The organism is Rhizobium acaciae (genome assembly GCF_025941625.1).
Taxonomy (GTDB): Bacteria; Pseudomonadota; Alphaproteobacteria; order Rhizobiales; family Rhizobiaceae; genus Rhizobium; species Rhizobium acaciae.
Map to the genome: position 1 here is coordinate 62,151 of NZ_JAPCZO010000027.1, position 25,345 is coordinate 87,495.

The 25,345-nt window shown below is 61.5% G+C and carries 26 protein-coding genes, 1 tRNA gene and 1 pseudogene; 16 read left to right on the forward strand and 12 right to left on the reverse strand.

Features of this window, described 5'->3' with window-relative positions:
* Positions 1-53: 53 nt before the first annotated feature.
* Together gloB and OLZ32_RS32275 are read left to right on the forward strand one after the other, a co-directional pair.
* The gene (gloB, locus tag OLZ32_RS32270) at positions 54-824 is read left to right on the forward strand and encodes a hydroxyacylglutathione hydrolase (RefSeq protein ID WP_003543336.1); all 771 of its coding nucleotides are present in this window, start codon (positions 54-56) and stop codon (positions 822-824) included.
* Positions 824-1,246: a cupin domain-containing protein gene (locus OLZ32_RS32275; protein ID WP_003543337.1), complete on the forward strand. Its 423-nt coding sequence runs from the start codon at positions 824-826 to the stop codon at positions 1,244-1,246. The genes gloB and OLZ32_RS32275 overlap by 1 nt, the downstream gene beginning before the upstream one ends.
* Before the next feature lie 3 nt (positions 1,247-1,249).
* On the opposite strand, the gene yddG is transcribed toward OLZ32_RS32275, so the two are convergent.
* Together yddG and OLZ32_RS32285 are read right to left on the reverse strand one after the other, a co-directional pair.
* On the reverse strand, positions 1,250-2,140 hold the full coding sequence (yddG, locus tag OLZ32_RS32280; RefSeq protein WP_003543339.1) for an aromatic amino acid exporter YddG: 891 nt from the start codon (positions 2,138-2,140) through the stop codon (positions 1,250-1,252).
* A gap of 30 nt (positions 2,141-2,170) precedes the next feature.
* Positions 2,171-2,953 carry a DUF3108 domain-containing protein gene (locus OLZ32_RS32285; protein ID WP_264424377.1) on the reverse strand — a complete coding sequence of 261 codons (783 nt, stop codon included), beginning with the start codon at positions 2,951-2,953 and terminating at the stop codon, positions 2,171-2,173.
* Between the two features lie 241 nt (positions 2,954-3,194).
* Between OLZ32_RS32285 and rpmB the strand changes: the two genes are divergently transcribed.
* Complete coding sequence (gene rpmB / locus OLZ32_RS32290; RefSeq protein ID WP_003543341.1) at positions 3,195-3,491, forward strand: 50S ribosomal protein L28; 297 nt, start codon at positions 3,195-3,197, stop codon at positions 3,489-3,491.
* 113 nt (positions 3,492-3,604) lie between these two features.
* Positions 3,605-4,240 (forward strand): VUT family protein, encoded by a 636-nt coding sequence (locus OLZ32_RS32295; protein WP_003543342.1) that lies wholly within the window; start codon positions 3,605-3,607, stop codon positions 4,238-4,240.
* A 6-nt stretch (positions 4,241-4,246) separates the two neighbouring features.
* Here OLZ32_RS32295 and OLZ32_RS32300 read toward each other — a convergent pair.
* The 5 genes and pseudogenes from OLZ32_RS32300 to OLZ32_RS32320 all read right to left on the reverse strand — a co-directional run bounded on the left by OLZ32_RS32300 (position 4,247) and on the right by OLZ32_RS32320 (position 9,814).
* Positions 4,247-4,811 (reverse strand): annotated as a pseudogene (locus OLZ32_RS32300) (ATP-binding protein).
* Between the two features lie 117 nt (positions 4,812-4,928).
* Complete coding sequence (locus tag OLZ32_RS32305) at positions 4,929-5,966, reverse strand: esterase-like activity of phytase family protein (RefSeq protein WP_264424408.1); 1,038 nt, start codon at positions 5,964-5,966, stop codon at positions 4,929-4,931.
* A 13-nt stretch (positions 5,967-5,979) separates the two neighbouring features.
* The gene (gene cobT / locus OLZ32_RS32310) at positions 5,980-7,881 is read right to left on the reverse strand and encodes a cobaltochelatase subunit CobT (protein WP_003543344.1); all 1,902 of its coding nucleotides are present in this window, start codon (positions 7,879-7,881) and stop codon (positions 5,980-5,982) included.
* Between the two features lie 12 nt (positions 7,882-7,893).
* A complete protein-coding gene (gene cobS, locus OLZ32_RS32315) occupies positions 7,894-8,886 on the reverse strand; it encodes a cobaltochelatase subunit CobS (RefSeq protein WP_003543345.1) in 993 nt (330 codons plus the stop codon).
* Positions 8,887-9,196: 310 nt separating this feature from the next.
* The gene (locus tag OLZ32_RS32320; protein WP_003543346.1) at positions 9,197-9,814 is read right to left on the reverse strand and encodes a J domain-containing protein; all 618 of its coding nucleotides are present in this window, start codon (positions 9,812-9,814) and stop codon (positions 9,197-9,199) included.
* Between the two features lie 101 nt (positions 9,815-9,915).
* On the opposite strand from OLZ32_RS32320, the gene OLZ32_RS32325 reads away from it, so the two are divergent.
* Positions 9,916-10,200 (forward strand): BolA family protein, encoded by a 285-nt coding sequence (locus OLZ32_RS32325; RefSeq protein WP_171600148.1) that lies wholly within the window; start codon positions 9,916-9,918, stop codon positions 10,198-10,200.
* 47 nt (positions 10,201-10,247) lie between these two features.
* On the opposite strand, the gene OLZ32_RS32330 is transcribed toward OLZ32_RS32325, so the two are convergent.
* The 3 genes from OLZ32_RS32330 to OLZ32_RS32340 are packed head-to-tail and all read right to left on the reverse strand — an operon-like array spanning position 10,248 to position 13,275.
* Entirely contained in the window at positions 10,248-11,558 is a 1,311-nt protein-coding gene (locus tag OLZ32_RS32330) for an HlyC/CorC family transporter (RefSeq protein ID WP_264424378.1), read from the reverse strand.
* Positions 11,558-12,688 carry a 3-dehydroquinate synthase gene (gene aroB / locus OLZ32_RS32335; RefSeq protein ID WP_264424380.1) on the reverse strand — a complete coding sequence of 377 codons (1,131 nt, stop codon included), beginning with the start codon at positions 12,686-12,688 and terminating at the stop codon, positions 11,558-11,560. Before aroB ends, OLZ32_RS32330 begins: the two co-directional genes overlap by 1 nt.
* Positions 12,685-13,275: a shikimate kinase gene (locus OLZ32_RS32340; protein ID WP_131644464.1), complete on the reverse strand. Its 591-nt coding sequence runs from the start codon at positions 13,273-13,275 to the stop codon at positions 12,685-12,687. The genes aroB and OLZ32_RS32340 overlap by 4 nt, the downstream gene beginning before the upstream one ends.
* A 148-nt stretch (positions 13,276-13,423) precedes the next feature.
* On the opposite strand from OLZ32_RS32340, the gene OLZ32_RS32345 reads away from it, so the two are divergent.
* The 9 genes from OLZ32_RS32345 (at position 13,424) to OLZ32_RS32385 (ending at position 21,521) form a co-directional block, all read left to right on the forward strand.
* A complete protein-coding gene (locus OLZ32_RS32345; protein ID WP_003543363.1) occupies positions 13,424-13,600 on the forward strand; it encodes a hypothetical protein in 177 nt (58 codons plus the stop codon).
* A 5-nt stretch (positions 13,601-13,605) separates the two neighbouring features.
* Positions 13,606-14,559 carry a site-specific tyrosine recombinase XerD gene (xerD, locus tag OLZ32_RS32350; protein WP_264424381.1) on the forward strand — a complete coding sequence of 318 codons (954 nt, stop codon included), beginning with the start codon at positions 13,606-13,608 and terminating at the stop codon, positions 14,557-14,559.
* 62 nt (positions 14,560-14,621) lie between these two features.
* Entirely contained in the window at positions 14,622-15,575 is a 954-nt protein-coding gene (locus OLZ32_RS32355; RefSeq protein ID WP_011653737.1) for an acetyl-CoA carboxylase carboxyltransferase subunit alpha, read from the forward strand.
* A 195-nt stretch (positions 15,576-15,770) separates the two neighbouring features.
* Positions 15,771-16,997: a L,D-transpeptidase family protein gene (locus OLZ32_RS32360; RefSeq protein WP_264399786.1), complete on the forward strand. Its 1,227-nt coding sequence runs from the start codon at positions 15,771-15,773 to the stop codon at positions 16,995-16,997.
* A 5-nt stretch (positions 16,998-17,002) separates the two neighbouring features.
* Entirely contained in the window at positions 17,003-17,227 is a 225-nt protein-coding gene (locus OLZ32_RS32365; RefSeq protein ID WP_017989572.1) for a sulfurtransferase TusA family protein, read from the forward strand.
* 521 nt (positions 17,228-17,748) lie between these two features.
* The gene (locus OLZ32_RS32370) at positions 17,749-18,726 is read left to right on the forward strand and encodes a TRAP transporter substrate-binding protein (RefSeq protein ID WP_264424383.1); all 978 of its coding nucleotides are present in this window, start codon (positions 17,749-17,751) and stop codon (positions 18,724-18,726) included.
* Between the two features lie 148 nt (positions 18,727-18,874).
* Positions 18,875-19,453 (forward strand): TRAP transporter small permease, encoded by a 579-nt coding sequence (locus OLZ32_RS32375; protein ID WP_003543376.1) that lies wholly within the window; start codon positions 18,875-18,877, stop codon positions 19,451-19,453.
* Between the two features lie 4 nt (positions 19,454-19,457).
* On the forward strand, positions 19,458-20,738 hold the full coding sequence (locus OLZ32_RS32380) for a TRAP transporter large permease (RefSeq protein ID WP_003543379.1): 1,281 nt from the start codon (positions 19,458-19,460) through the stop codon (positions 20,736-20,738).
* Positions 20,739-20,747: 9 nt separating this feature from the next.
* Positions 20,748-21,521: a FadR/GntR family transcriptional regulator gene (locus OLZ32_RS32385; RefSeq protein ID WP_003543380.1), complete on the forward strand. Its 774-nt coding sequence runs from the start codon at positions 20,748-20,750 to the stop codon at positions 21,519-21,521.
* Positions 21,522-21,552: 31 nt separating this feature from the next.
* Here OLZ32_RS32385 and OLZ32_RS32390 read toward each other — a convergent pair whose 3' ends face one another.
* Both OLZ32_RS32390 and OLZ32_RS32395 read right to left on the reverse strand, forming a co-directional pair.
* On the reverse strand, positions 21,553-22,725 hold the full coding sequence (locus tag OLZ32_RS32390) for a CobW family GTP-binding protein (protein WP_003543381.1): 1,173 nt from the start codon (positions 22,723-22,725) through the stop codon (positions 21,553-21,555).
* Between the two features lie 19 nt (positions 22,726-22,744).
* Positions 22,745-23,878 (reverse strand): D-alanyl-D-alanine carboxypeptidase family protein, encoded by a 1,134-nt coding sequence (locus tag OLZ32_RS32395; protein ID WP_264424386.1) that lies wholly within the window; start codon positions 23,876-23,878, stop codon positions 22,745-22,747.
* A gap of 156 nt (positions 23,879-24,034) precedes the next feature.
* Between OLZ32_RS32395 and OLZ32_RS32400 the strand changes: the two genes are divergently transcribed.
* The gene (locus tag OLZ32_RS32400; RefSeq protein WP_264424388.1) at positions 24,035-25,198 is read left to right on the forward strand and encodes a M20 aminoacylase family protein; all 1,164 of its coding nucleotides are present in this window, start codon (positions 24,035-24,037) and stop codon (positions 25,196-25,198) included.
* A gap of 54 nt (positions 25,199-25,252) precedes the next feature.
* A tRNA-Arg gene (locus OLZ32_RS32405) sits at positions 25,253-25,329 on the forward strand.
* Positions 25,330-25,345 lie beyond the last annotated feature (16 nt).

Consider the following 25,345-nt stretch of genomic DNA (forward strand, 5'->3'; position numbering starts at 1 on the left):
GGCCGGAACCTCTACATTTCCGCGAGACTCCTGGGATAAGGGATTATTGAACGATGAAACCTTTGGAATTAGACGTTTTTCTCTGCCGCACCGACAATTTCGGCGTTCTCGTGCACGATCCGGAGACAGGTTTTACCGCGGCGATCGACGCGCCGGAGGAGGCGCCGATCCTGGAAGCGGCGACACGTCGCGGCTGGAAAATCACCCATATCTTCACCACGCATCATCACACCGACCATGTCACGGCCAACCTGGCGCTGAAGGAGCAGTTCGGCTGCGAGATCATCGGCCCGATCAACGAGGCTGTCGCCATTCCCGGCCTCGATCGGGCGATGGCCGATGGCGACAGCTTCCTTTTCGGCGATCACACGGTCAACGTCATCGAGACGCCCGGCCACACCGCCGGCCACATCTGCTATCACTTCGTCGATGACAAGCTGCTGTTTGCCGCCGACACGCTGTTTGCGCTCGGCTGCGGCCGGCTGTTCGAACGCCCGGCCGCCGATATGTGGCATTCCCTGCAGAGACTCGCCGTGCTGCCCGATGAGACCGCCATCTATTTCGGCCATGAATACACATTGTCCAATGCCCGCTTCGCGCTGACCGTCGACCCCGACAATGAGCGACTGAAGAACCGCGCCGCCGAGATCGAGGCCTTGCGCGCCGACGGCAAATTCACCATCCCGACGACGCTGGGGCTGGAAAAGGAAACCAACCCGTTTCTGCGCGCCGCCGATCCGGCGATCCGCCGCAATCTGCTGATGGAAGGCAAGACCAACGAGGAAGTCTTTGCAGAGATCCGCAAGCGCAAGGACCATTTCTAATGTCGCCTGACGACATCATCCGCGAACTCGGCATGCAGCCGCATCCCGAAGGTGGCTGGTACGTGCAGACATTCCGCGATACAGCGGGCGGAGAACGCGGCCACTCGACAGCGATCTATTACCTGCTGACCAGGGGGCAGCGTTCGCATTGGCATCGTGTCCATGACGCGGCTGAGGTCTGGCACTATTACGCCGGCGCGCCGCTCTCGCTGCACCGCTCGGAAGACGGAACGGCAAGCGAGACCCTGACGCTCGGAACGAACTTGTCCGCCGGCGAGCGGCCGCAAGCGATCATTCCCGCCAATTGGTGGCAATCGGCCGAAACCCTCGGGGATTTCACCCTGGTCGGCTGCACCGTCTCGCCCGGCTTCGAATTTTCGAGCTTCGAGATGGCGCCGCCCGGTTGGAAGCCAGGCGCCTGAAGCCTACTCCGCCGCCACGGGCTGGGCCTTGCTCTTGCGGCGGAACATGTCTTGGGCGGCGAGCACCGCCCCGCCGGTGACCAGCAGGCAGGCGAGAGCAATGCGCCAACTCGGCTCGGCAAAGCCGAACAGCACCAGAATAAGCGTCGAAAGCAGAGGTGCTGCATAACCTGCCGCTCCGAGAATCTGGATATCGCCGTTCTTGACGCCGTAATCCCAGGCGTAGAAGGCAGCACCGACCGGAAAAAGCCCGAGCCCGACGACAGCGACCCATTCGAAAACCGTTTCCGGCCAGACGGTCGCCTCCAGGCCGAGATGGCAGAAGAGCGACAGGATGGAGGTCGCAAGGCAGAAGCCGGTGACGACATCCGTGGACACGGCGTCGAAACGCCGCGTCAGCAGCGAATAGCCGGACCATGTGAAGGCGCAGAGAAAGGCAGCGCCGTAACCAATGGCATAGGCGCCGTTAAAATCGATGCCGTTTCGGCTAACGATCAGGAAGGTGCCGCAAAGCCCGGCAAGCGCACCTGCCACATGATACCAGCGCAGCCGTTCACCCGGCAGCAGCGCCGAACCGACGACGATCAGCAGTGGCCAGAGATAGGCGATCAGCCCCGCCTCCACTGCCGGCGCGTTCCGGAGCGCGGTAAAATAGAGGAAGTGATAACCGAACAGCCCTGAAATACCGGTTATCCAGACCTTCGCCGGCTGCTTCAGCAGCGCCAGCCGCGAGGGATCGAGGGTCAGCACGACGAGGCCGGGAATGCTGCCGATCGCAAAGCAGACGGCCGAAAGCTGGAACGGCGGCATCTTGCCGGAGGCGGCCGTGAACAACGCCAGGAACGACCACATCAGAATGGCCGTAAAACCGATCAACGTCGCGCGAAGCTTCACCTGTCCCCCTTCACGGAGGCAGAAGCCCCGTCAGCTGTTGTTGCCGTATTTGACGGCAGTGATCGTCACCATTCCATATTGGGTTGGAATGCGCACATAGACCGGAGCATATACATTTGCCGCGTCCGACTTGGCAAACCAGATTTCCATGCGGTTGCTCTTGCTGAGATAGTCGATGTCCTTGCGGCCCTTCTTGTAGCCCGAGCGCGGCACGAAGCGCACGCTGCAGACGATCGCCTTGCCCTTGAAGCCATTGGTGGAAAAATCCTCGTCGCCCTTCGGCGACAGCACCAGATCCATGCGCGTCTCGCCGTCGAAGATCGGCAGGGTCTGCGAGCAGACCTTGGTATCGCCGGTGAAGACCAGGCCGGAGATCGGGTCGAGCACCGAGCGCATGTCGCGCGGCGTGACGTCGATCCAGTTCTTCGGACGCTTCGGCGCCGGTGTCGTCGTCGCTGAGATGATGTTGCCGTTGCGGTAGCTGACCTCGTAGACGCGGGCCTTCTTCTTGCCGCTCTTGTAGTAGAGCGAATATTTCAACGCCTGCAGCCTGTCATTGCGCAGGACACCGGTGACGCTGGTCTTCGCCGAAATCGTCGTGATGAGATCGGCAAGACCGGCGGAATTGATGTCGCCGGCGATCTTGTAGCTGTGATCGTCCTCGATCTGCGTCAAGAACGCGGCGCGCGCGATCGGCAGGCCGGCGAGCGCCACCCGGTATTCCGTCCGATGCTGGATTTCGGCCGCCGATGCCGGTATGGCAAGAAGTGCGGCGATGGCCGAAATGAAAATCCGTCTGCCCGAATGAGCCATGGAAAAAGCCTTGTCTTGCTGCGCGCCGGCAGCCCTTGCTGAGCGCTCTATACTCCTGCCGCGAAGGGAAGAAAACAGCAGCTTTTTGACAGAATTGCGGGAAAGGCCAAGGTTTGGCTTGACGCGAGCAGCCTGTCTGACTATAGAACCGCAACTTTCCAATCATGCCCGTTGGATTGCGCACCTGGCTTTGCCGGGAATGGCAATTCGATGGCCCGAGAAAAACAAGAATAGGTGTTCCATGTCCCGCGTGTGCGAATTGACCGGCAAGGCCGTCCTGACTGGTAACAATGTCAGCCATGCCAACAACAAGACCAAGCGCCGGTTCCTGCCGAACCTGTGCCAGGTAACGCTGATTTCCGACGCTCTCAACCAGCGTTATCGTCTTCGCGTTTCGGCTGCCGCTCTTCGCACTGTCGAGCATCGTGGCGGCCTCGATGCCTTCCTGCTGAAGGCCAGCGAAAACGAACTGTCGATGCGCGCGCGCCTGCTGCGCCGTCAGATCGCCAAGAAGACCGCTGAAGCCGCTGCTGCGTAAGCTTCTGCCCTTCTTTCATACGGCTTCAAAAGGCTTGAACGGATAATACCGGACAAGCCTTTTGCTTTGCCGGTTTACTCCTCCAACTGGTGGCATCACCCAGGATAAAAAAAATGCTGAAGACCCGCTATACCATCGCCTATGTCGCGCTGATGACGCTCGTCGTCGTTGCTTCCAACTTCCTGGTCCAGTTTCCGCTGAACGCCGAAGTCGCCGACATCAACCTTGCCGACATCCTGACCTGGGGCGCTTTCTCCTATCCTATCGCCTTCCTGATCACCGATCTGACCAACCGCCAGTTCGGCCCGCAGGCAGCCCGCAAGGTCGTGTTTGCCGGCTTCGTCGTCGGCGTGACGCTCTCCTTCTTCACCTCGGTGCCGCGCATCGCCATTGCCTCCGGTTCAGCCTATCTCGCCGGCCAGTTGCTCGATATCGCCGTCTTCAACCGTCTTCGCCGCCAGGCCTGGTGGCGCGCGCCGCTGGTCGGTTCGCTGATCGGCTCGGCGCTCGATACGGTGATGTTCTTCTCGCTGTCCTTCGCCGCGTTTTTCGGCTTCCTCGGCCCGAACGATCCCTTTGCGCTGGAAGCAGCCCCCATCCTCGGCGTCTTCGCCACGGAGGCTCCGCGCTGGATTTCCTGGGCGATCGGTGATTTCGCCGTAAAGATGATCGTCGGCCTCGTCATGCTGCTGCCCTATGGCGCGCTGATGAACGTGCTGCGGCCGATGCAGGCCGTTCGCGCCAGCTAATTGAAGTTACGGTCGCCGCCGGACCGCACCGACGGCGATGGCCGGATGTAGCAGCACCTCCGCCGCCAGGTCGTCAATATCGCTCGATGAATCGACGCAGCACCGGCGCGGGCTGCGTTTCCAGCCATTGCTCATGCGCCGCAAGGCTGCGGCGTTCCGGACTGGCTGTGTCATAGCTGGCCGCCCACTGCAGGAATTCCCCACTTTTAACTTCCATGTCGCCACCGGGCCCGATCCTGTTTCCATATCGGGCAATCTCCCGCGCGCGGATGCGCGCCATCCGCAGTTCCGGATCGATCCTAAGAAACACGATCAGATCGTAAAACGGCTCAAGCGGCCTTCCCCATTTCAGCGCCGATCCGGAGAGAACCCAGCCTTCATGACGCGCAACCTCATCGAGGAGCAGCCCGATGCGCTCGTCGGCATCCCTCCGCGTCGTGAACGGCGGATCGGTCGGTAACCAGAAGAAATCATCGGTATCGAGATGGGCGATATCGAGCTTTTCGGCAATCGCACGGCCGAGTGATGTCGTGCCTGAACCGGACGCGCCCATGACATGAATATGCACCACGAACTTCCCTCCGAGGCTGCTTTCCCGATGTCGCGGGGATAGCCGAGGCATATGACATCAGTCTGACGTCTAGAGCCTTTCCGAAAGTCGATTCCGATTTTCGGCCGATGGCTAGGATCAATTCCGCTTTCGGGAACTCGGCGTTGACCACGCGGCCTCTTCCGAAAACCGAAATTCCAGCATCAGATTGCGCTGCAGGATCGAATGATTGTCGTCCGACACCAGAATGATATGGGTCGTGCCGTCGGCGGCCTGGAAAGCATCGAGCCCTTCCATATTGTCGATCTGCGAGTTGAAATTGCCGTCCAGCAGCAAGTCGCCGTCGACGACGGCGCCGGGCCTGATGTCGGCGCCCTTGATGCGCCGAAGACGCATGCCGATGCCTTCGGCCATGTTGAAGCGGCGCTCCAGCAGCAGCAGGTCGCCGTTGGGCAGGAAGGCACCGTCGGTGATGTCGAAGCTGCCGTCCCGCTTAACCGAGAAACGGCCTTTCAGCGGGCCGCTGAGAATGGCCGCCAGCCGATTGCCGTCACTGTCGAGACCGCGTTCGGAGACGATGACCACGCCGCCCCGCAGCGGGCTGGATGCCGGCGCCACGGTGATGGTTTCGATGCCGCGGTTGTCGTCCAGCATCTTCCGCGGGATGAGGATCGGCAGGGTGGCGATCGCTCCCGAGCCGGCAAAGCCGGGATCGGGATAGACATCGACGCGATGAGCCTGCTCGAAGGAGACCAGGATCCGGTCGCCGTCGAGCGCCAGGCCTTCGGCATCCATATGTCCCTTGCCCTCGAAGCTGCGCCCGGCGCTGTTCTTCATCGGCGTGATCTCGACATCCGAAAGGCCGGAAAGCCTGCCCTTGACGTCGCGCTCGATGCTGCCGGTCAGCCACTGGCCGGTATCGAGCACGACGACGAAATGTTTTTGGTCCGGCCGGAAACGGATGGAGGAGAGAGAGCCGAATAGCGCTCGGCTGGAGACCATTTCCAGCCCGCCGAGAAATTCCAGCGAACCGAATTGCATCTCCGAAGAACCGATCCTGAAATCGGAGATTTGCCGGCTAATGACCGGCACGTCGTCGCCGGCCCATGACGAGGAAGCGCCGGCTGCGATACAGAGAGCGATCGACGCCACACGGCAGAGGCGCTTGACCGTCATTCTTCCGGCGACGTCAGCCGGCACGGCGTATCCGGCCGCCGCGCGGCTGGACGGATTGGTCCTCGAACAGTGAGGCAAGCTGCTCGGTCATCGCACCGGCAAGCTCGTCCGCATCGACGATCGTCACGGCGCGGCGATAGTAGCGCGTCACGTCGTGGCCGATGCCGATCGCCAGCAGTTCGACAGGCGAGCGCGTCTCGATCTGTTCGATGACGGCGCGCAGGTGCCGCTCCAGATAATTGCCCGGATTGACCGACAGCGTCGAATCGTCCACCGGCGCTCCGTCCGAGATCATCATCAGGATGCGGCGCTGCTCGCGGCGCGCGAGCAGGCGATTATGCGCCCAGATCAGCGCCTCGCCGTCGATATTTTCCTTGAGCAGGCCCTCGCGCATCATCAGCCCGAGATTGGCGCGCGCACGCCGCCACGGCGCGTCGGCCGACTTGTAGATGATATGGCGCAGGTCGTTGAGGCGGCCCGGCGTCTGCGGCTTGCCGCCGGCAAGCCAATTTTCACGCGCCTGCCCGCCCTTCCAGGCCTTGGTCGTAAAGCCCAGGATCTCAACCTTGACGCCGCAGCGCTCCAGCGTGCGGGCGAGAATGTCGGCGCAGGTGGCGGCAACCGTGATCGGCCGGCCGCGCATCGAGCCGGAATTGTCGATGAGCAGGGTAACGACAGTATCGCGGAACTGGGTGTCGCGCTCCATCTTGAAGGAGAGCGCCTGCATCGGATCGATGATGATACGCTGCAGCCGGGCCGGATCGAGATAACCCTCTTCCAGGTCGAAATCCCAGGAGCGGTTCTGCTGCGCCATCAGGCGGCGCTGCAGCCGGTTAGCGAGACGGCCGACCGCCCCCTGCAGATGCGCCAGCTGCTTGTCGAGGAAGGCGCGCAGGCGCTCCAGCTCGGCGGCGTCGCAAAGTTCCTCGGCGGTGATGATCTCGTCGAACTCTTCTGTAAAGACGTGATAATCGACCTTCTCGTTGAAATCGGCGAAAGGCGTATTCGGCCGGCGGGTCTCGCCCGGCGTTTCCGAATCGTCCTCGCCTTCTTCCATCATGTCGTCGTCGGAGATTTCGGCGCCCTCGGTCTCGCCGTCCTCCATCTGCTCGTCGGCGACTTCACTGTCCTCGACGGGGGCGGCATCGGTGCCGGCATCCTCGTCAACCTCGTCCTGGTCCTGTTCGTCGCCGCTCGACTGGTCTTCCTGCTCCGACTGGTCGTCATTGTCGGCGTCGCTGTCATCGTCGCCGTACTCCTCAGCCATTTCCATGGCCGACAGCATGTTGCGGATGACCTTGGCGAAGGCCTGCTGGTCGTTGATCGCGCTCGACAGATTGTCGAGTTCGGACCCTGCCTTGTCCTCGATAAAGTCGCGCCAAAGGTCGAGCACCTTGCCGGCGGAGGCCGGCGGGCGCTGGCCGGTCAGCTTCTCGCGCACCATCATCGCAACCGCTTCGCCGACCGGTGCGTCTTCCTGGCGCTCGATGCCGGTAAAATTCGCCTTGGAATATTTCTCATCCGTCATGGAGCGCAGGTTCGACGCCATGCCCTCCATGCGCAGCGCGCCGATCGATTCGACACGCGCCTGCTCGACCACATCGAAGATCGCCCGGGCATCCGAACCCTGCGGCGCCATCGTCGCATGCACCTTCTCGTCATGGCAGGCGAGGCGCAGCGCCATCGAATCGCCAAGACCGCGGGTGACCGCCAGCTCATGCGCCGTCGGCCGCTTGGAAAGTTCCGGCAGCCGAATGCGCTCGCCGGTCATCCCTGGCCGTTCATTGGCGAAGGTCACCTCGACGTCGCCGTCGCCGGCGATCGAGCGCACGCAGCCGGTTATCGCCCGGCGCAATGGCTCGACGTCGACAGGCGCGCCGGGTTTTGCTTTCGAATTGTCACCGCGAGCTGCCATGATCGGTCGGTCTCAAGCTCCGAGAACGATATTGGCGGCACTTTCCTTCAGCTCGACGCCGAAGGCCCGCTGATAGTGCTCGGCAACCAGCGGACGCTCCAACTCGTCGCACTTGTTGAGGAATGTGACGCGGAAGGCGAAGGCGAGATCGCCGAAGATCTCGGCATTTTCGGCCCAGGTGATGACCGTGCGCGGGCTCATGACTGTGGATAGATCACCGTTCATGAAGGCAGCGCGCGTCAGGTCGGCGACGCGCACCATTTTCGACACGGTCTCGCGGCCGCCCTTGTCCTTGCCGAAGCTCTTCACCTTGGCGGAGACGATATTCACTTCATGATCATGCGGCAGATAGTTCAGCGTGGTGACGATCGACCAGCGGTCCATCTGCGCTTGGTTGATCTGCTGCGTGCCATGATAGAGGCCGGTCGTGTCGCCGAGGCCGATCGTATTTGCGGTCGCAAACAGGCGGAATGCCGGGTGCGGCCGGATGACGCGGCTCTGGTCGAGCAGCGTCAGGCGGCCGGAGGATTCAAGCACGCGCTGGATGACGAACATCACATCCGGACGGCCGGCATCATATTCGTCGAAGACGAGTGCAACATTGTGCTGATAGGCCCAGGGCAGGATGCCGTCCTTGAATTCGGTGACCTGCAGCCCGTCCTTGACGACGATCGCATCCTTGCCGACGAGATCGATACGGCTGACATGGCTATCGAGGTTGATGCGCACGCAAGGCCAGTTGAGGCGCGCCGCCACCTGCTCGATGTGCGAGGACTTGCCCGTGCCGTGATAGCCGGAAATCATCACGCGGCGGTTATGGGCGAAGCCTGCGAGAATGGCGAGCGTCGTGTCGCGGTCGAACAGGTAGTCGGTATCGAGATCCGGCACATAGGCGTCGCCCTTGCTGTAGGCTGGAACGCGGATGTCGGAATCGATGCCGAAGGCCTCGCGAACCGAAACGGTGGTATCGGGCAGTTCTGATATATCCAGGTCGATCTTGCTCATCATGTCTCCAAGGCGGGTGACGGCACCCGGCCATACTGTCTCACGCCATGTCGCAACCCAGACGCCACGTTTTTTATTCCGCGCCCGTCCAGGTCGGAACGTCGGCGATACTTCTCCGGGACTGAAACGAAACCTCGGCGGGATAATGACCGCGTGCGAGCATTCTTGAAAGAGTCCCGGACAAGAAACGCCGCGTCCGGAAGGTCGGCGGAGGCGATGTCGGGAAAACGCACAAATATGAGCCGCGTTTGCCTGCGGCCTCAGCCGATTTGGACCATACCCGATTGAAGCCCAAGAGCAAGGACGGGAATTAACAAAAACCGTTCTGCTTCAACAATTGATAGGCCTGGATGACGGCGCGGAAACGCTCCTCCGAGCCGCGGTCGCCGCCATTGGCATCCGGATGGTGTTTCTTCACCAGTTCCTTGTAGCGGCTCTTGATCTCCGCCGATGTCGCATTGGCGTCGAGGCCCATCGTTTCGAAGGCCTTGGTTTCGAGCGATTTCAGCTTGCGCGCCTGCGGAAAGCGCGGCCCGCTGCCCTTGCCGCCTTCCTTGACGAAGCCGAAGGGATCGCGAACGCGGGTATAGGCGCCGGAGCGCACTTCCGAATGCAGTGGACTGTCCTTCGCCGCCTTGTTGACGCCGACGGTCCATGTCGGCCGGTGGCCGGTGATCGCCTCTTTCTGGTATCGCGCGATCTCGCCGTCCGAAAGACCGGAGAAATAATTGTAGCCCTTGTTGTATTCCTTGACGTGCTCGAAGCAGAACAAGAAGAACTGGCCTTCCGCATTGCGGCCGACCGGAGCGCGATGCGCGCCCTTTTTGTCGCAGCCGTCCCACTGACAGGTAGGCGGCGCCTGCTCTGTCTCTGGCTCGCGTTTGCGGCGTGTTCGGATGCGATCGAAATATTTGGAATCAAGTCTCATGACGGCGCTAATTATGGGGCTGTCGCGAAGCGACAACAAGAATTGACAAACGGGAATGTTGCTGGCTTGGTAGGAACCCTTTTCGCGAACAGCAAGACCGGATGATGACCCTGCGAACCCGCATCGAAGAAAAACTTGTCGAAGCCTTCGCGCCCGACCGCCTGAGCGTCATCGACGAAAGCCATCTGCATGCCGGCCACCAGCCTGATATCACGGGCACCGGCGAAACCCATATGCGTGTGAGGATCGTTTCCGGAAAATTCGCCGGCATGTCGCGGTTGGCGCGCCATCGGGCGATCACCGACCTGTTGAAACCGGAGCTCGATGCCGGCCTGCATGCGCTGGCCGTCGAACCGGCTGCACCTGATGAACCGACCCGCTGGTAGCGGCACGCAACCCATATGGGCATTGGCCGTCTAAGATCCAAGCAGAATCAGCCTGGCTTTGCGCCGTCTTCCCCGGCCGGGCGGATGCGCAGCTTGGTGATGCGGTTCTTCTCCCGCTTCATGACGACGAAACGCTTGCCGTAGAAGGTGAAGGCCTGGCGCTCTTCCGGAATGGTCATCGATTCGTGGATGACGAGGCCGGCGATCGTCGTCGCCTCCTCATCGGGCAGGTTCCAGTCGAGCGCGCGGTTCAGGTCGCGGATCGGCACGCCGCCGTCGACGACGACGGAGCCGTCGGCCTCCTGGCGCACACCCTGTATTTCGATATCGTGCTCGTCGGAGATGTCGCCGACGATTTCCTCGAGAATATCCTCCAGCGTGACGATGCCTTGCACTTCGCCATATTCGTCGACGACGACGGCGAAATGCTGCTTGCGCCGCAAGAAAGCGTTGAGCTGGTCCTCGAGGTTGGTGCTGTCGGGCACGAACCACGGCTTCTGCGCGATCTTCACGATATCGAGGTTCTGCGGCTCCATGTTCGGCTCGGCGAGCGCCCGCAGCAGATCCTTGGCGTGGACGACGCCGATGATGTTGTCGATCGTGCCGCGCCACAAGGGCATGCGCGTATAGGGGCTTTCGAGGATCACGCGCACCACCGTTTCCGGCGCATCGTCGGCGTTGATCGCCCGCATCGCGGTGCGGTGGACCATGATGTCGGACAGTTCGAGCTCGCTAAGATCGAGTACGCCGCCGAGGCGGTCGCGGTCGGCCTTCACCACCGATCCCTCGCGGTGCAGCAGGTCGACGGCGCCGCGCAGTTCCTCATGCGCCGTCAGCATCGATGTCTCGCGTGAGAGATTGATGCCGAACAGCGAAAGAATCCGCCGCACGATCGCATTGACGAAGGAGGAAACCGGGCCGACGACGGCGACGAAGAGCTTGGCCGGCAGTGCGATGGCGAGTGCGAAGCGCTCGGGCGTCGAAATCGCCCAGCTCTTCGGCAGCACTTCCGCGAAAATGACCAGGATGACGGTCATCGCAAGCGTCGCCAGCGCCACGCCGGAACTGCCGAACAGCCCGAGGAAGAGGCTGGTGGCGATCGAGGAGGACAGGATATTGGCGAGATTGTTGCCGATCAGCAGCGCGCCGATCAGCCGGTCGCGCCGCTCGATCAGCTGTCGGACGAGGCCGGCACGTTCGTCGCCGTTGACCTCGAGCGTATGGACACGGCTGCGCGAAACGGCGGTCAACGCGGTCTCGGAGCCGGAAAAGAAGGCGGACATGAGCACCAGCGCCGTGATCGAAAGGATCTCCGGCCAGTATGTCGAAAGAAATGCCAGAGCGCCTTCGACCGACATCAGGCGTGTTTTTCCCGGAGAAAGCTGATCACCTCGGACGCCGGAACGTCGTCGGCGACGAAGGACTGGCCGATGCCGCGCGTCAGGATGAAGGTAAGCTTGCCGCTCTTGACCTTCTTGTCCTGGGCGATCGAGTCCATCAGCGTTTCGGCGGGCGGCAGTTCGCCCGGAATGTCGGACATCCGGGTCGGCAGGCCGACCTCCTTCAGATGCCGCTCGACGCGCCGCGCATCGTCCGGGCTTGCAAGGTTCATCCGTGCGGAGAATTCGTGCGCCAGCACCATGCCGATCGAAACGCCCTCGCCATGCACGAGGCGGGAACTGTCATAGGCGGTCGCCGCTTCCAGCGCGTGGCCGAAGGTATGGCCGAGATTGAGCAGCGCCCGCTGACCATTCTCACGCTCGTCGGCAACAACGACATCGGCCTTCGCCTGGCAGCTGGCGGCAATCGCCTCGATGCGCGCGGAGCCGCCTGCAAAAACCGACTTCCAGTTCGCTTCCAGCCAGGCGAAGAAATCCGGCTTGTCGATCAGCCCGTATTTGGCGACCTCGGCGTAACCCGCGCGGAATTCGCGCTCGCTCAGCGAATTCAGCACATCCGTGTCGGCCAGAACCAGGTCCGGCTGATGGAAGACGCCGATCAGATTCTTGCCGTGGCGGGAATTGATGCCGGTCTTGCCGCCGACCGAGGAATCGACCTGCGACAGAAGCGAGGTCGGCACCTGCACGAAGCGCACGCCGCGACGGACGATGCCGGCCGCAAATCCGGAAAGATCGCCGATGACGCCGCCACCGAGCGCGATGACGTAATCATTGCGCTCGACGCGGGCTTCGAGCACCTTGTCGCAGGCCGTCATCAGATGCTCGAAGCTCTTGGTCTTCTCGCCGGCCGGCAGGACGACCTCAGCCGAGGCGATACCCGCTTCATCCAGGCTTCCGACGAGCGCCTTGAGATAGAGCGGCGCGACATTTTCATCGGTGACAACAGCCGCCTTGCGGCCCTTGAGGCGAGAGGCGATCTCGGCGCCGGCCCGCGCAATCAGCCCCGGCCCGATCAGGATGTCGTAGGCGCGCTCGCCGAGCGGCACATGCACCGTTCGGATGGCGGAGGCGGAGGTTATCGCATTCATGACGCTGCACTTTCCTTCTGAACTTCGATCAAGGCCTTTAAGACTTCGTCGGCCATGATTTCCTTGCGGACGTCGCGCGAAAGCACGGTCAGATCGGCCTGCGCATAGATAGGATAACGCGCATTCATCAGTCCCTCGAGCGTCTGCTTCGGATTTTCGGTCTTGAGCAGCGGTCGCGTATCGCGCTTGGCGACCCGGTCCCAGAGCACGTCGAGATCGGCCTTCAGCCAGACGGAAAGGCCGCCCTTCTTGATATGCTTGCGCGTCCGGTCGTTGATGAAGGCGCCGCCGCCGGTGGAGACGACACGCGGCCCGCTCTTCAGCAGCCGCTTGATCACCCGCGCTTCCAGCGCCCGGAACTCTTGCTCGCCATAGGCGGCGAAAAGCTCGGCGATCGTCATGCGCGACACCCGCTCGATCTCGAGATCGCTGTCGATGAAGGGAATGGCGAGCTGGCTGGCGACGATGCGCCCGACAGAGGATTTGCCGGCGCCCATCAGGCCGACAAGGATGAGATTGCGTGAACCGAGCGCGGCGCGAGCTCTGTCTTTCAAGCTTTCAGCAACGGTCAGCAGTTGTTCACTCATCGGTCCATTCACACTTTGTTTGCAAACGGTATCGACAAATGCAGATGGAGCGTCAAGTCGCAGGCAAGGGAATCATGGCTTGAATACCGCTTCTTGCACTTGCAGATAGGCTTCTTATAACAGAAGCAGAGCATGAAGGAGTTGCTGGATGCCGACCCTGTTCCGTTTCCTGTTCGTCTGCGCGATCCTCGCCGGAACGGTCTACGGAGCGATGCTGGCGCTTGTGACCTTCGTGGAGCCCGAGCCGCGCGACGTGACGATCCGCATTCCGTCCGAGCGGGTCAATCCGCCCGCCACGGGCGCGATCGACACGACCAGGAAGTGACCGGCATGGTGGATCTGGGCCGCGTCCATGTGGAATCCTTCCTGGAGATGATGAGCGCCGAGCGGGGTGCTGCCGCCAACACGCTGCAATCCTATGAACGCGATCTCGACGACGTCCGCTCCTTCCTGACGGAGCGCAGCATACGGCTGACCGAAGCCGCCTCCGCCGATCTCGCCGCCTATCTCTCATCGCTCGCTCGAAAGGGCTTCAAACCCTCGTCCCAGGCGCGCCGGCTTGCCGCCATGCGGCAATTCTACAAGTTCCTCTATGCCGAGGGCCTGAGGACCGACGACCCCACAGGCATACTCGACGCGCCGAAGAAGGGCCGTCCGCTGCCGAAGACGATGGGCGTCGAAGAGGTCGGCAGGCTGCTTTCGCAGGCGGAGGCCGAGGCGGAAGACGCGGCTCCGGGCCAGCTGCAGCGCCTGCGCATGCTGGCGCTGCTTGAACTGCTCTATGCCACCGGCATGCGGGTCAGCGAACTCGTCTCGCTTCCCGCTCGTGTGCTCGATCAGGAGGGCCGTTTCCTGATGATCCGCGGCAAGGGCAATAAGGAGCGGCTGGTGCCGCTGTCGCAATCGGCGATATCAGCCCTGAAATCCTACGGGCGCCTGCTGGCGGCCGAAAATGCAGTGGCAAAAGTGCCGCAGGAAAGCCCTTGGCTGTTTCCCTCCGCCTCGAAGGAGGGATACCTGCCGCGTCAGGTCTTCGCCCGCGACCTCAAGAACCTGGCGATCCGCGCCGGTCTGACGCCGTCGCTGATCTCGCCGCACGTCATGCGCCACGCCTTTGCCAGCCACCTGCTGGCCAACGGCGCCGATCTGCGCGTCGTACAGGAACTCCTCGGCCATTCGGACATTTCGACCACGCAGATCTACACCCATGTCCTCGAAGAGAGGCTGCAGCAGCTTGTCCAGACGCATCACCCCCTTGCCAAACAGGCGAAAAAGCACGAATAGGACCGGCGACATGGGGCGGAGCCAGGAAAACGCCCCGGGCACAAGGAACGGAAACGCACCTCATGCACAATTATCTCGACTTCGAAAAGCCGATCTCCGACCTCGAAGGCAAGATCATCGAGCTGAAGAAGCTCGCAACGGAAGACGAGAGCATCGACACCACCGATGAGATCGGCCGGCTGGAGGTTCGCGTCCGCGAGGCCATCGTCGAAATCTATTCCAAGCTCAATCCCTGGCAGAAGACGCAGGTCGCCCGCCATCCGCAGCGCCCGCATTTCGTCGATTACGCCAAGACGCTGTTCCAGGAATTCACGCCGCTTGCCGGCGACCGCAAATTTTCCGAGGATGCCGCGATCCAGGCGGGCCTTGCCCGTTTCCGCGGCCAGCCCGTCGCCGTCATCGGCCAGGAAAAGGGCAACGATACCAAGAGCCGCCTCAAGCACAATTTCGGCAGCCCCCGCCCGGAAGGCTATCGCAAGGCAATCCGCATTCTTGAAATGGCCGATCGTTTCGGCCTGCCGGTGATTTCGCTGGTGGATACGGCAGGCGCCTATCCGGGCGTCGGCGCCGAAGAGCGCGGCCAGGCCGAGGCGATCGCCCGCTCGACGGAAATGTGTCTCGGCGTCAAGGTTCCGCTTGTCTCCGTCGTCATCGGCGAAGGCGGCTCGGGCGGCGCCATCGCCATCGCCACCGGCAACAAGGTCTATATGCTCGAGCATTCGATCTATAGCGTCATCTCGCCGGAAGGGGCCGCCTCCATCCTCTGGCGCGATTCCACCCGCGCCCGGGAAGCGGCGACCAACATGAAGATCACCGCCGAGGACCTGAAATCGCTCGGCGTCATTGACGGCATCATTTCCGAGCCGCTCGGCGGCGCGCATCGCGATCCCGACAGCGTGATTGCCGCAACCGGCGACGTGATCGCCAGTGCTCTGGCCGAAATGGCACCCCGCTCGGGCGAGCAACTGCGCAACGACCGCCGCCAGAAATTCCTCGCCATGGGCCGCAATCTCTAACGGACATTCGGCTCTTCGCCGATTGGGGCCAAACCTTGGCCACATTGATGTTATCTGTAGCATTCGCGCTTGCGGGGATGTTCCAGGCACGTCATAGGCTGGTAAGGATTTATAAAGTATAAGCCGCCTATGATTCCGTTTGATGCCGGACTCCATGGGCGGACCGGGTCGCATTATCTTTATGGGCTAGTTGGGATGCGCATACGTCATTTTGCCTATATTTCTCTCATGGCGCTGGCTCTGTCCGGCTGCAATGACGCGTTGGAAACCGCGCAGGTCGATCTTTCCAAGGTCAAGAACAAGGTCGAGCAACCGCTTCCCAGCCATATTCTCGCTCAGATGTCCGCCAAGGGCATGGACCGCAATTCGCCGATCATGATCCGCATCTTCAAGGAAGAAGGTGCTATGGAGATCTGGAAGGCGAAGACCGACAACCGTTTCGACAAGATCGCCGATTACAAGATCTGCGCCTGGTCCGGCCGTCTCGGCCCGAAGGTAAAGACCGGCGACCGGCAGGCGCCGGAAGGTTTCTACGAACTGACGCGCGCCAACCTGAACCCCAATTCCAAATATTACCTGGCGATCAACACCGGCTTCCCGAACCGTTACGACGCGGCGAACGGCCGCACCGGTTCCGATCTGATGATCCATGGCGCCTGCTCGTCTTCCGGCTGCTATTCGATGACCGACCAGCAGGTGCTGGAGATCTACGCGTTTGCCCGCGACGCTTTCAAGGGCGGCCAGGCGACGGTGCAGCTGCAGGCTTTCCCCTTCCGCATGACGGCGGAAAACATGGTCAAGCATCGCCTCGACAGCAGTTACGACTTCTGGAAGATGCTGAAGGTCGGCTACGACAATTTCGAAGTGACGAAGCGCCCGCCTGAGGTCGCCGTCTGCGAGAAGAAATACGTCTTCAATCAGCAGGCAACCGACGGCGGCGCCTTCAATGCCGCCGGCAAGTGCCCTGCTATGTCGACGCCGCCGGCGCTGACCGCAGCTCTTGCCTCCTACGGCAAGACTTATGATGCCGATTATGCCAAGGCGATGGGCAAATTTGACGGTATGGCCTGGTATGACCCCACGGAAGCCGAGCGCAAGGCCGTGGTCGCCAAGCAGCGCAAGGGCCGCGAACTCGCTTACGCGCCGACCGGCACGTCGCTGGAAGCCGGCCGCATGGTCAAGGTCGCCGAACTCGAAGACCTGATGGCCAAGCGCACCGCGCAGGGCCTCGCCGCCAAGACTGCGCCGGGCGCCACGCCTGTAGCAGCTGCCCAGCCGCCGGCAACGGCAATCGCTGCCGCCACACCTGCGGTCGTGCCGGTGCCGATGCAGAACCCGCTGGCCTTTGCGCCGCCCGAACCGCAGGAAACGGCGGAAGCCACCACGAAGAAGCCGTTCTGGAAATTCTGGGCGAGGAACTGAATGGCTTGAACCCCGTTCTCTACGATCTTCGCGGCCTGAAATGCCCACTCCCCGTGATCAAGACACGCAAGAAGCTCGCCGCCATGGCGAGCGGCACGCTCATTCGCGTCGACACCACCGATCCGCTCGCCGTGATCGATATGCCGCATTTCTGCAACGAGGACGGCCACGAACTGGTCGAGACGGAAAAGACCGAAAGCGGCCACCGCTTCCTGATCCGCAAGCGCTAAAGCGCATCGCGCAAAACTGAAACTAATTGAATGAGCCTGAGGGCTATTACGAAGCGCACGCCTTCACCATAAGGCTGTTGCCCGCGTCTCCAACCTTGCCTGCTCGCGCTTCCGCAGCTGTCGGTCGAAGACCAAGAGGCGTCGAAAATTCATCATACAACTACACAGCTTTTGTATGTTGACATTATACTTTACAGGTTCTAGCCATAGTGAGCCGGTCGGAGGAACGGCAAGAATAGAGGAGGCTATCGATCCAAGTCTTCGATTTCCATGAGAAGAGCGACAGCGTTCGCGTGTAGGGTAAGCAGCTGCTCCATCGGACACGATGGGCACTTTGAACCCTGTTGGTATGTCTCGATGAGCCTCTTCCAACTCGCGCAACCCTTCGTGCCGGACCATCAGTACCCGATTGTGGAAATATTGCTCGAAGGAGGCGAAGCGTGCAGAGGCACCTTCCTCTAGGTCGCAAAGCCGGGATACCGACTCTGAGAATTCATCGTCATGCAAAACGGGAGGAGAGCATGAAAAACCTTGTTAAACTGGCGGCCGGTCTTATGGTTGCCGCTTCATTCATGAGCGGCGCGGCCAGCGCTCAAACGGTGCTGAAATCGTCCGATACTCATCCGGACGGCTATCCGACAGTCGAGGGCGTCAAATATTTCGGCGAGCTGTTGAAGGAGCGCACGCAGGGCCGCTATTCCCTCGAAGTGTATCATTCCGCCCAGCTCGGCGAGGAGAAAGACACGATCGAGCAGGTGCGCTCCGGCGTAATCGAGTTGAATCGTGTGTCGATGGCGCCCTTCAACGGCACTGTGAAGGAATCGATCGTTCCGGCTCTGCCCTATATCTTCCGTTCGGAAGATCACATGCACAAGGTCATGGACGGCGCCATCGGCGACCAGATCAAGAAGGCCTTTGAACCGGCCGGCCTCGTGGTGCTTGCCTACTATGATGCCGGCGCGCGCTCGTTTTACAACAAAACGAAGCCGATCAATTCGGTTGCCGACATGAAAGGTCTGAAGTTCCGCGTTATCCAGTCCGACATCTTCGTCGACATGGTGGCCGCCCTCGGCGCCAATGCCACGCCGATGCCCTATGGAGAAGTCTATTCGGGGATCGAAACGGGCGTTATCGACGGCGCGGAAAACAACTTCCCGAGCTACGACACCGCCAAGCACGCCGAAGTGGCGAAGAACTACTCGCTGGACGAGCATACGATCCTGCCGGAAGTGTTCGTCATGAACAAGGCGGCGTTCGACAAGCTGACGCCGGAGGATCAGGCGGTCTTCAAACAGGCAGCCAAGGACAGCGTCGCCAAGCAGCGCGAGCTGTGGTCAGCCAAGGTCGCCGAATCGCGCGCCAATGTCGAAAAGCTCGGCGCTCAGATCACCATGCCGGACAAGCAGGGGTTCATCGACGCCATGGCCCCGGTTTATGAAAAGCACGTGAAAGACGACGTGCTGAAGAAGATGGTCGAGGATGTAAAGGCTGTGCAATAGCCCTAGCCTGCCTTCCTTTCTGCGGAAAGCGGCGGCGGTTATCGGGGTGGACAGTTATCTCCACCCCGGTTCACACGCCGCTTCGTGCACATCTTTCTCGTTTCCTCCCGGCAAGGGAGAGTGAGCGCCCAAATTCGACGAGGTCCCTATGTCGAACAACCTGACACCCGTCGGCAATTTTCTGACACGCCTGAGCAACGCCGCCCTTTGGCTCGCGGGCGCCGGCTTGGTGCTGATGACGGTCTTTGTCGCCTGGCAGGTATTTTGCCGCTATGTGCTGAATGATTCGCCGAGTTGGACGGAGCCGGGCTCGGTCATGCTGATGAGCTGGTTCATCTTCCTCGGCGCCGCCGTCGGCATCCGGGAGAATAATCATCTTGGTTTCGACGTGCTGCTCTATGTGCTGCCGAAATCCGGCAAGCGCGTCCTGCGCATGATCTCGGACGTCGTCATTCTCGCCTTCGGCGCCGGCATGGTCTGGTACGGCGGCGCGCTCATAAGCCTGACCTGGAACACAACCTTGCCGTCGCTGGGTATTTCCGGCGCGTTCGACTATCTGCCGCTCGCAGGCGGCGGCGTGCTTGCCGTCATATTCTCGCTGGAGCGCATCGTGCTCCGCCTCGCCGGCGAACCGATCGACGATGCGCTGGATGAAATTCTGCCGGCGGAAATCGCCGTTGAGATCGAAAACATCAATGCCGATCCGAACGTCAAATTGAAGGTGTAGCGCGATGGAACTCTGGATCCTGTTCGGTGTTTTCACCACCCTGATGCTGATAGGCACGCCGATCGCCTTCTGCCTCGGCGTCGCCAGCTTCGCCACGGTGCTCTACATGGGCCTGCCGCCGCTGGTCATCTTCCAGCGGCTGAACTCCGGCATGAGCGTATTTTCGCTCCTCGCCATCCCCTTCTTCATCTACGCCGGCGACCTGATGGTGCGCGGCGGCATTGCCAGCCGCATCGTCGCCTTCGCCGCATCACTGGTCGGCCACGTGCGCGGCGGCCTCGGCCAGGTCAACATCGTCACTGCCACGCTGTTCGGCGGCATCTCCGGTTCGGCGGTGGCAGAAGCCGCAGCCGTCGGCGGCCTGATGATCCCGCAGATGAAGCAGCGCGGCTATGGCGCCGATTATGCGGTGAACGTCACCTCAATGGCAGCGCTGATCGCGCTGCTCCTGCCGCCCTCCCACAATATGATCATCTATTCGATCTCTGCCGGCGGCAAGATCTCCATTGCCGACCTGTTCACCGCCGGCGTGTTGCCCGGAATATTGCTTGCGGGCGCGCTCATGGTGACCGCCTACATCGTTGCGCGCTCGCGCGGCTATCCGACAGAACCCTTTCCCGGCTTTGTCATGGTGGCCCATTTGCTCGCCGTCGCACTCCCCGGGCTGCTGCTGATCGCCATCATCTTCGGCGGGGTGAGGTCCGGCGTCTTCACTGCAACGGAAAGCTCATGCATCGCTGTGCTCTACGCGCTGCTGATAACCCTCTTCGTGTATCGGCAGATGAGCTGGAAAGAATTTGTCCACGCCACGCAGGGCGCCGTGCGCACGACGGCAATGGTGCTTTTGATTATCGGCACAGCCGCCGCCTTCTCCTGGTTGATGGCCTTCCTGAAGGTGCCTGCCTCGCTGGTGATCTGGATGAAGAGCGTCGCCGACGATCCGCTGACGGTGCTGCTCCTGCTCAATGTCCTCATGCTTGTGCTCGGCACCTTTATGGACATGGGGCCGACCATCATCATCTGCACGCCGATCTTTCTGCCGGTTGCACAGGCCTACGGTGTAGACCCGGTGCATTTCGGCGTGATCATGATCCTGAATTTCGGCATAGGGCTGAACACGCCTCCAGTCGGCGCGGTGCAATTCGTGGCTTGTGCAGTCGGCAAGATCTCTGTCTGGGAGGCCATGCGCTCGATCTGGCCGTTCTACGGTGCAGGCATCGTGGTGCTCGGGCTGGTCACTTACATCCCGGCGATTTCGCTGTGGCTGCCGAGCGTGTTCAAATAGGAGTGCGACATGGCGACCGACACAGCCGTAGATTTCAGGGTCGAGCGAAAGCCGAAACTCTCCGAAGGCGTCGTTTCGGCCATCCGCACTCAGGTCGTGTCCGGAGTGTATGCGCCCGGCCAAAAGCTGCCGACGGAGACCCGGATGGGCGAACTCTTCGGCGTCAGCCGCACCGTTGTCCGTGAGGCGATTGCAACCCTTGCCGCCGATGGCCTCGTCGAGGCGCGGCAAGGCGCCGGCGTCTTCGTCAAGAACCACCCGACGATTGCCTTCGGTTCGATCAGCGCCGATGTCGGCAACAAGGTTTCCCATGCACTCAACATCATCGAGGTGCGCATGGGGCTGGAAATCGAGAGCGCAGGGCTTGCTGCGCTACGGCGCAATGCGGCTCAGGAAGCGCAGATTCAGGAAGCATTCTTCGAATTCGACCGGCTGCTCGAGCGCGGCGAAGCGACCGGCAAGAGCGACTTCACTTTCCACCGAGAAATCGCGGCTGCCACCAATAATTCATATTATGTCGAAGTTCTCGATGCGCTTGGCATGCGGGCCATCCCCTGCGACGTCGCCTCGCCTTGGGGTACGGATAGCACGCTGTCGCGCAATTATCAGGAAGGCCTGCAGCGCGAGCATTTGGCGATTTTGAAGGCGATTTCTGCCGGGGACCCGGAAGCCGCCCGCACCGCCATGCGCGCTCATCTGGCGGCAAGCCAGGAGCGCTATCGCACCCTTCTCAGCGGCCAGCAGGCCAAGTGGCTTTCAAGTATCCTCAAAAGCAAGACCTGAAGAAGATCGCGCCACAACAAAAATCAACGGTTTAAATCCGCATGCCGGGGATGGCGAGCGGATTGTCCGACAGCGCCACACGATCGGGCATATCGATGCGCGGCTTGCCGAGGAAGGCGTCCAAGAGATCCTTCACGAAGGCTTCCGGCAGATCCCGGGTGATCAGCACCATGCGCGTGCGCCGGTCTTCCCCCGGCCAGGCGGGAAGCCGCACCGGCGGATGAAAGATGCTCTGCACCCCATGCAGCACCAGCGGCCGATCCGGCCGATCGGAGACGGACACGATCGCCTTCATCCTCAACAGCTTCTCGCCATGGGCCGAGCGCAGGAGATCGATGAACATCTCGAGCGCCATCGGATCGATCGGTTTCTCTTCGATGATCGAGAAAGAGCGGATCGAGGCATCGTGACGATTGACGTCATGTGGGTCCTGATCCGCATGATCATGATGGTGGTGACCATGGTGATCGCCATCATGATCATGATCGTGATGCCCATCACGACCGTGGTCGTGATTGTGATGCGCCTCGTGTGCATCCTCGTCCTGTAGCCAGCGGCCGACATCGGCAATCTTCGTCGCCGGATCGTAGAGCCCGTTGACCAGCACCGCGGCACTGCCCGCCTCGGCGCTGTCGGCATCCATCATCGTCGCGCGCGGATTGAGCGCCCGCAGCCGCTTTACCAGCCCGTCCGTTGCCTCGGCCATCGTCTTTTTCGAGACGATCAGCCGGTCGGCGACCGCCGCCTGCTTGCGCGCTTCCTCGTGATTGTCGAGCGTCTGCAACCCATTCACCGCGTCCACGACGGTGACGACGCCATCGAGCTCGAAATTCGTGGCGATGACGGGATTGCCCATGATCGCCTGCATGACCGGTGAAGGATCGGCAAGGCCGGTCGTCTCGATGACGACACGCTTGACCGGTTTGACGCGGCCCGTCTGCACGGCGTCCATCAGGTTCGCCAGCGTATCGACAAGCTCGCCGCGCACGGTGCAGCAGAGGCAGCCATCGGACAACTCGATGATCGAATCGCCGGAACTTTCGACCAGAAGATGATCGATGCCGACATCGCCGAATTCGTTGATGATGACGGCCGCATCCTTCATGACAGGATCTTTAAGGATGCGGTTGAGCAGCGTCGATTTGCCGGCGCCGAGAAAGCCGGTCAGGATGGTGACCGGAATCCTGTCGTTGAGCGCGCTCATGTCTTTTTACCTTAAAAGCTTAGAAGGATGTCGGGCGCGGCATCGGCACCGGCACGTTGGCGATCGCTCCCGCCGTATCGCCCCGCGCCATTTTTTCCGGCTGCGATGCCGGCTGCGGGTCCTGGCCCGGAATGAGGCCGGCAAAGACGAATTGCGGATCGTGGTCCATCGGCTGGATATAGGGTGACAGCACCTTCATGCGGCCGACCTCGTCGCGCGTTTCGCTGCGCACCTTGGCGCCCTTGGCGCTGCAGATATCGGCGCTGATGTCGGTCACCTGGTCCTGTCCCGACCCGTAGGGTCTCAGCGAACCCAGCGTGTCGTTGCTGGCAGGCTGGGTGGTGAAGCCCTTCTGCAAAAGGTTCGCGGTCGCATCGGCGCGGGCTGCAAGGCTGTCGGTGCCGAGCACGACGGAGACCAGCGTGCGGCCGTTGCGCGTCGCCGAACCGATCTGGTTGAAACCCGAGGCACAGATGAAGCCGGTCTTCATGCCGTCCGCGCCGGCAAAACGGCCGATCAGCATGTTGAGGTTCGGCACGTTCTGCTGGCCGGTGGTGAAGCCCTCCAGCGAGAAATAGCCGGCATATTGCGGAAAATCGCGGCGCAGCGCCACCGTCAGCACCGCAAGGTCGCGTGCCGTCGTATACTGGCCCTTGCCGGGCAAGCCGTTCGGATTGACGAAGTGCGAATCCGTCATGCCGAGCTTCAGCGCCTCGCCGTTCATCCGCGTCACGAAGCCTTCCTGCGTGCCGCCGATGGCTTCGGCGACCGCGACCGCCACGTCATTGGCCGACTTGACCAGCAGGATCTTCAATGCGCTGTCGAGCGTCAGTTTCTGGCCCGCCTTGAAATACATCTTGGCGGCCGGCTGCGCGGCGGCACGTTTGCTGATGACGACGGGCGTATCGAGGCTGATCTGACCGGCGCGGATCGCGTCGAACACGGTATAGACGGTCATCAGCTTGGTCAGCGAGGCCGGATACCATTTGCGGAAGGCCTCTTCATGCTCCAGCACGCGGCCGGTCTGTACATCGACGAGAATGTGCGGATTGGCCTGGGCCAGCGGAACCGAGGCCAGAAAAACGGCCGTCGCCGCTGACACGAAAGAAAGCGGCCGCAAGGCAGCAAACAAACGGAAGTGGCTCGTCGACACGGTTCGTCCTTCAGATACAGGAAAATCTCGAAATCTTCCCCTATTTAGCCTATATGGCTATGACATGGCAAAGGTCATTGACTAAGTAATTTCCACAGCCTCACACCCTTGTGATGCGATGAAAGATTGTCGAGATTTCATAACAGGAACGCCGATATGCCGATTTTGAACAGAGCCGCGGAGTTGCAGGACGAGGTCGCCGAATGGCGCCGCCACATCCACGCCCGGCCCGAACTCCTCTTCGCGGTGGAAAACACGGCCGCCTTCGTCGCCGAAAAACTCAAGGAATTCGGCATCGACGAGATCGTCACCGGTATCGGCCGCACCGGTGTCGTCGGCCTGATCAAGGGCAAGGGCGAAGGCCGCCGCACAGTCGGCCTGCGCGCCGACATGGACGCCCTGCCGCTCACCGAAATCACCGGCAAACCCTGGGCTTCGAAGACGCCGGGCAGGATGCATGCCTGCGGCCATGACGGCCACACCGCCATGCTGCTCGGCGCCGCGAAATACCTGGCCGAAACCCGAAACTTCAACGGCAATGTCGCCGTCATCTTCCAGCCCGCCGAAGAAGGCGGCGGCGGCGGCAATCTGATGGTCAAGGACGGCATGATGGAGCGCTTCGATATCGAAGAGGTCTACGGCATGCACAATCTGCCAGGCCTGCCGGTCGGCCAGTTCGCCACCCGCAAGGGCGCCATCATGGCGGCGACCGACGAATTCACCGTCACCGTCAAGGGCCGCGGCGGCCACGCTGCCCAGCCGCATAAGACGATCGACCCGATCGCCATCGGCGCCCAGATCATCGCCAATCTGCAGATGATCGCCTCGCGCACCGCCGATCCGCTGCGCTCGGTCGTCGTCTCGGTGACCAAGTTCAATGCCGGCTTCGCCCATAACGTCATTCCGAACGATGCGACCTTCGCCGGTACGGTCCGCACCCTCGACCCCGAGGTGCGCACGCTCGCCGAAACGCGGTTCCGGCAGATCATCGAGGGCCTGGTTGCGGCCCACGGCGCCGAGGCGGAAATCAGCTTCCACCGCAACTATCCCGTCACCGTCAACCACCCCGATGAGACCGAGCACGCAGTCGCCACCGCCAGTGCCATTGCCGGCGAAGCCAAGGTCAACGCCGAGATCGATCCAATGATGGGCGGCGAGGATTTCTCCTACATGCTGAACGCCCGTCCCGGCGCCTTCATCTTCATCGGCAACGGCGACAGCGCCGGCCTTCACAACCCGGCCTACGACTTCAACGACGAAGCCATCGCCCACGGCATCTCCTACTGGGTCCGCCTCGCCGAACAGCGCCTCGGCCTCTAGCAACAATTAAGGCTTGGCTTCCCGCCAAGCCTTTTGTATGCATGGCATGCAAGTGGTCCCGTAGCTCAGCAGGATAGAGCACCAGATTCCTAATCTGGGGGTCGCGCGTTCGAATCGCGCCGGGATCACCATTAATTTCAACGATTT

What these genes read in the sequence shown, in the direction of transcription:
- OLZ32_RS32305 (WP_264424408.1), bottom strand. Translation starts at nt 5,966, where the DNA reads ATGACGGTCAAGCGCCTCTGCCGTGTGGCGTCGATCGCTCTCTGTATC.
- xerD (WP_264424381.1), top strand. Translation starts at nt 13,606, where the DNA reads ATGGTGGATCTGGGCCGCGTCCATGTGGAATCCTTCCTGGAGATGATG.
- gloB (WP_003543336.1), top strand. Translation starts at nt 54, where the DNA reads ATGAAACCTTTGGAATTAGACGTTTTTCTCTGCCGCACCGACAATTTC.
- OLZ32_RS32390 (WP_003543381.1), bottom strand. Translation starts at nt 22,725, where the DNA reads ATGAGCGCGCTCAACGACAGGATTCCGGTCACCATCCTGACCGGCTTT.
- aroB (WP_264424380.1), bottom strand. Translation starts at nt 12,688, where the DNA reads ATGAATGCGATAACCTCCGCCTCCGCCATCCGAACGGTGCATGTGCCG.
- OLZ32_RS32360 (WP_264399786.1), top strand. Translation starts at nt 15,771, where the DNA reads ATGCGCATACGTCATTTTGCCTATATTTCTCTCATGGCGCTGGCTCTG.
- OLZ32_RS32385 (WP_003543380.1), top strand. Translation starts at nt 20,748, where the DNA reads ATGGCGACCGACACAGCCGTAGATTTCAGGGTCGAGCGAAAGCCGAAA.
- OLZ32_RS32325 (WP_171600148.1), top strand. Translation starts at nt 9,916, where the DNA reads ATGATGACCCTGCGAACCCGCATCGAAGAAAAACTTGTCGAAGCCTTC.
- OLZ32_RS32340 (WP_131644464.1), bottom strand. Translation starts at nt 13,275, where the DNA reads ATGAGTGAACAACTGCTGACCGTTGCTGAAAGCTTGAAAGACAGAGCT.
- OLZ32_RS32285 (WP_264424377.1), bottom strand. Translation starts at nt 2,953, where the DNA reads ATGGCTCATTCGGGCAGACGGATTTTCATTTCGGCCATCGCCGCACTT.
- OLZ32_RS32355 (WP_011653737.1), top strand. Translation starts at nt 14,622, where the DNA reads ATGCACAATTATCTCGACTTCGAAAAGCCGATCTCCGACCTCGAAGGC.
- OLZ32_RS32275 (WP_003543337.1), top strand. Translation starts at nt 824, where the DNA reads ATGTCGCCTGACGACATCATCCGCGAACTCGGCATGCAGCCGCATCCC.
- OLZ32_RS32295 (WP_003543342.1), top strand. Translation starts at nt 3,605, where the DNA reads ATGCTGAAGACCCGCTATACCATCGCCTATGTCGCGCTGATGACGCTC.
- cobT (WP_003543344.1), bottom strand. Translation starts at nt 7,881, where the DNA reads ATGGCAGCTCGCGGTGACAATTCGAAAGCAAAACCCGGCGCGCCTGTC.
- cobS (WP_003543345.1), bottom strand. Translation starts at nt 8,886, where the DNA reads ATGAGCAAGATCGACCTGGATATATCAGAACTGCCCGATACCACCGTT.
- rpmB (WP_003543341.1), top strand. Translation starts at nt 3,195, where the DNA reads ATGTCCCGCGTGTGCGAATTGACCGGCAAGGCCGTCCTGACTGGTAAC.
- OLZ32_RS32320 (WP_003543346.1), bottom strand. Translation starts at nt 9,814, where the DNA reads ATGAGACTTGATTCCAAATATTTCGATCGCATCCGAACACGCCGCAAA.
- OLZ32_RS32375 (WP_003543376.1), top strand. Translation starts at nt 18,875, where the DNA reads ATGTCGAACAACCTGACACCCGTCGGCAATTTTCTGACACGCCTGAGC.
- OLZ32_RS32380 (WP_003543379.1), top strand. Translation starts at nt 19,458, where the DNA reads ATGGAACTCTGGATCCTGTTCGGTGTTTTCACCACCCTGATGCTGATA.
- OLZ32_RS32345 (WP_003543363.1), top strand. Translation starts at nt 13,424, where the DNA reads ATGCCGACCCTGTTCCGTTTCCTGTTCGTCTGCGCGATCCTCGCCGGA.
- OLZ32_RS32370 (WP_264424383.1), top strand. Translation starts at nt 17,749, where the DNA reads ATGAAAAACCTTGTTAAACTGGCGGCCGGTCTTATGGTTGCCGCTTCA.
- OLZ32_RS32400 (WP_264424388.1), top strand. Translation starts at nt 24,035, where the DNA reads ATGCCGATTTTGAACAGAGCCGCGGAGTTGCAGGACGAGGTCGCCGAA.
- OLZ32_RS32330 (WP_264424378.1), bottom strand. Translation starts at nt 11,558, where the DNA reads ATGTCGGTCGAAGGCGCTCTGGCATTTCTTTCGACATACTGGCCGGAG.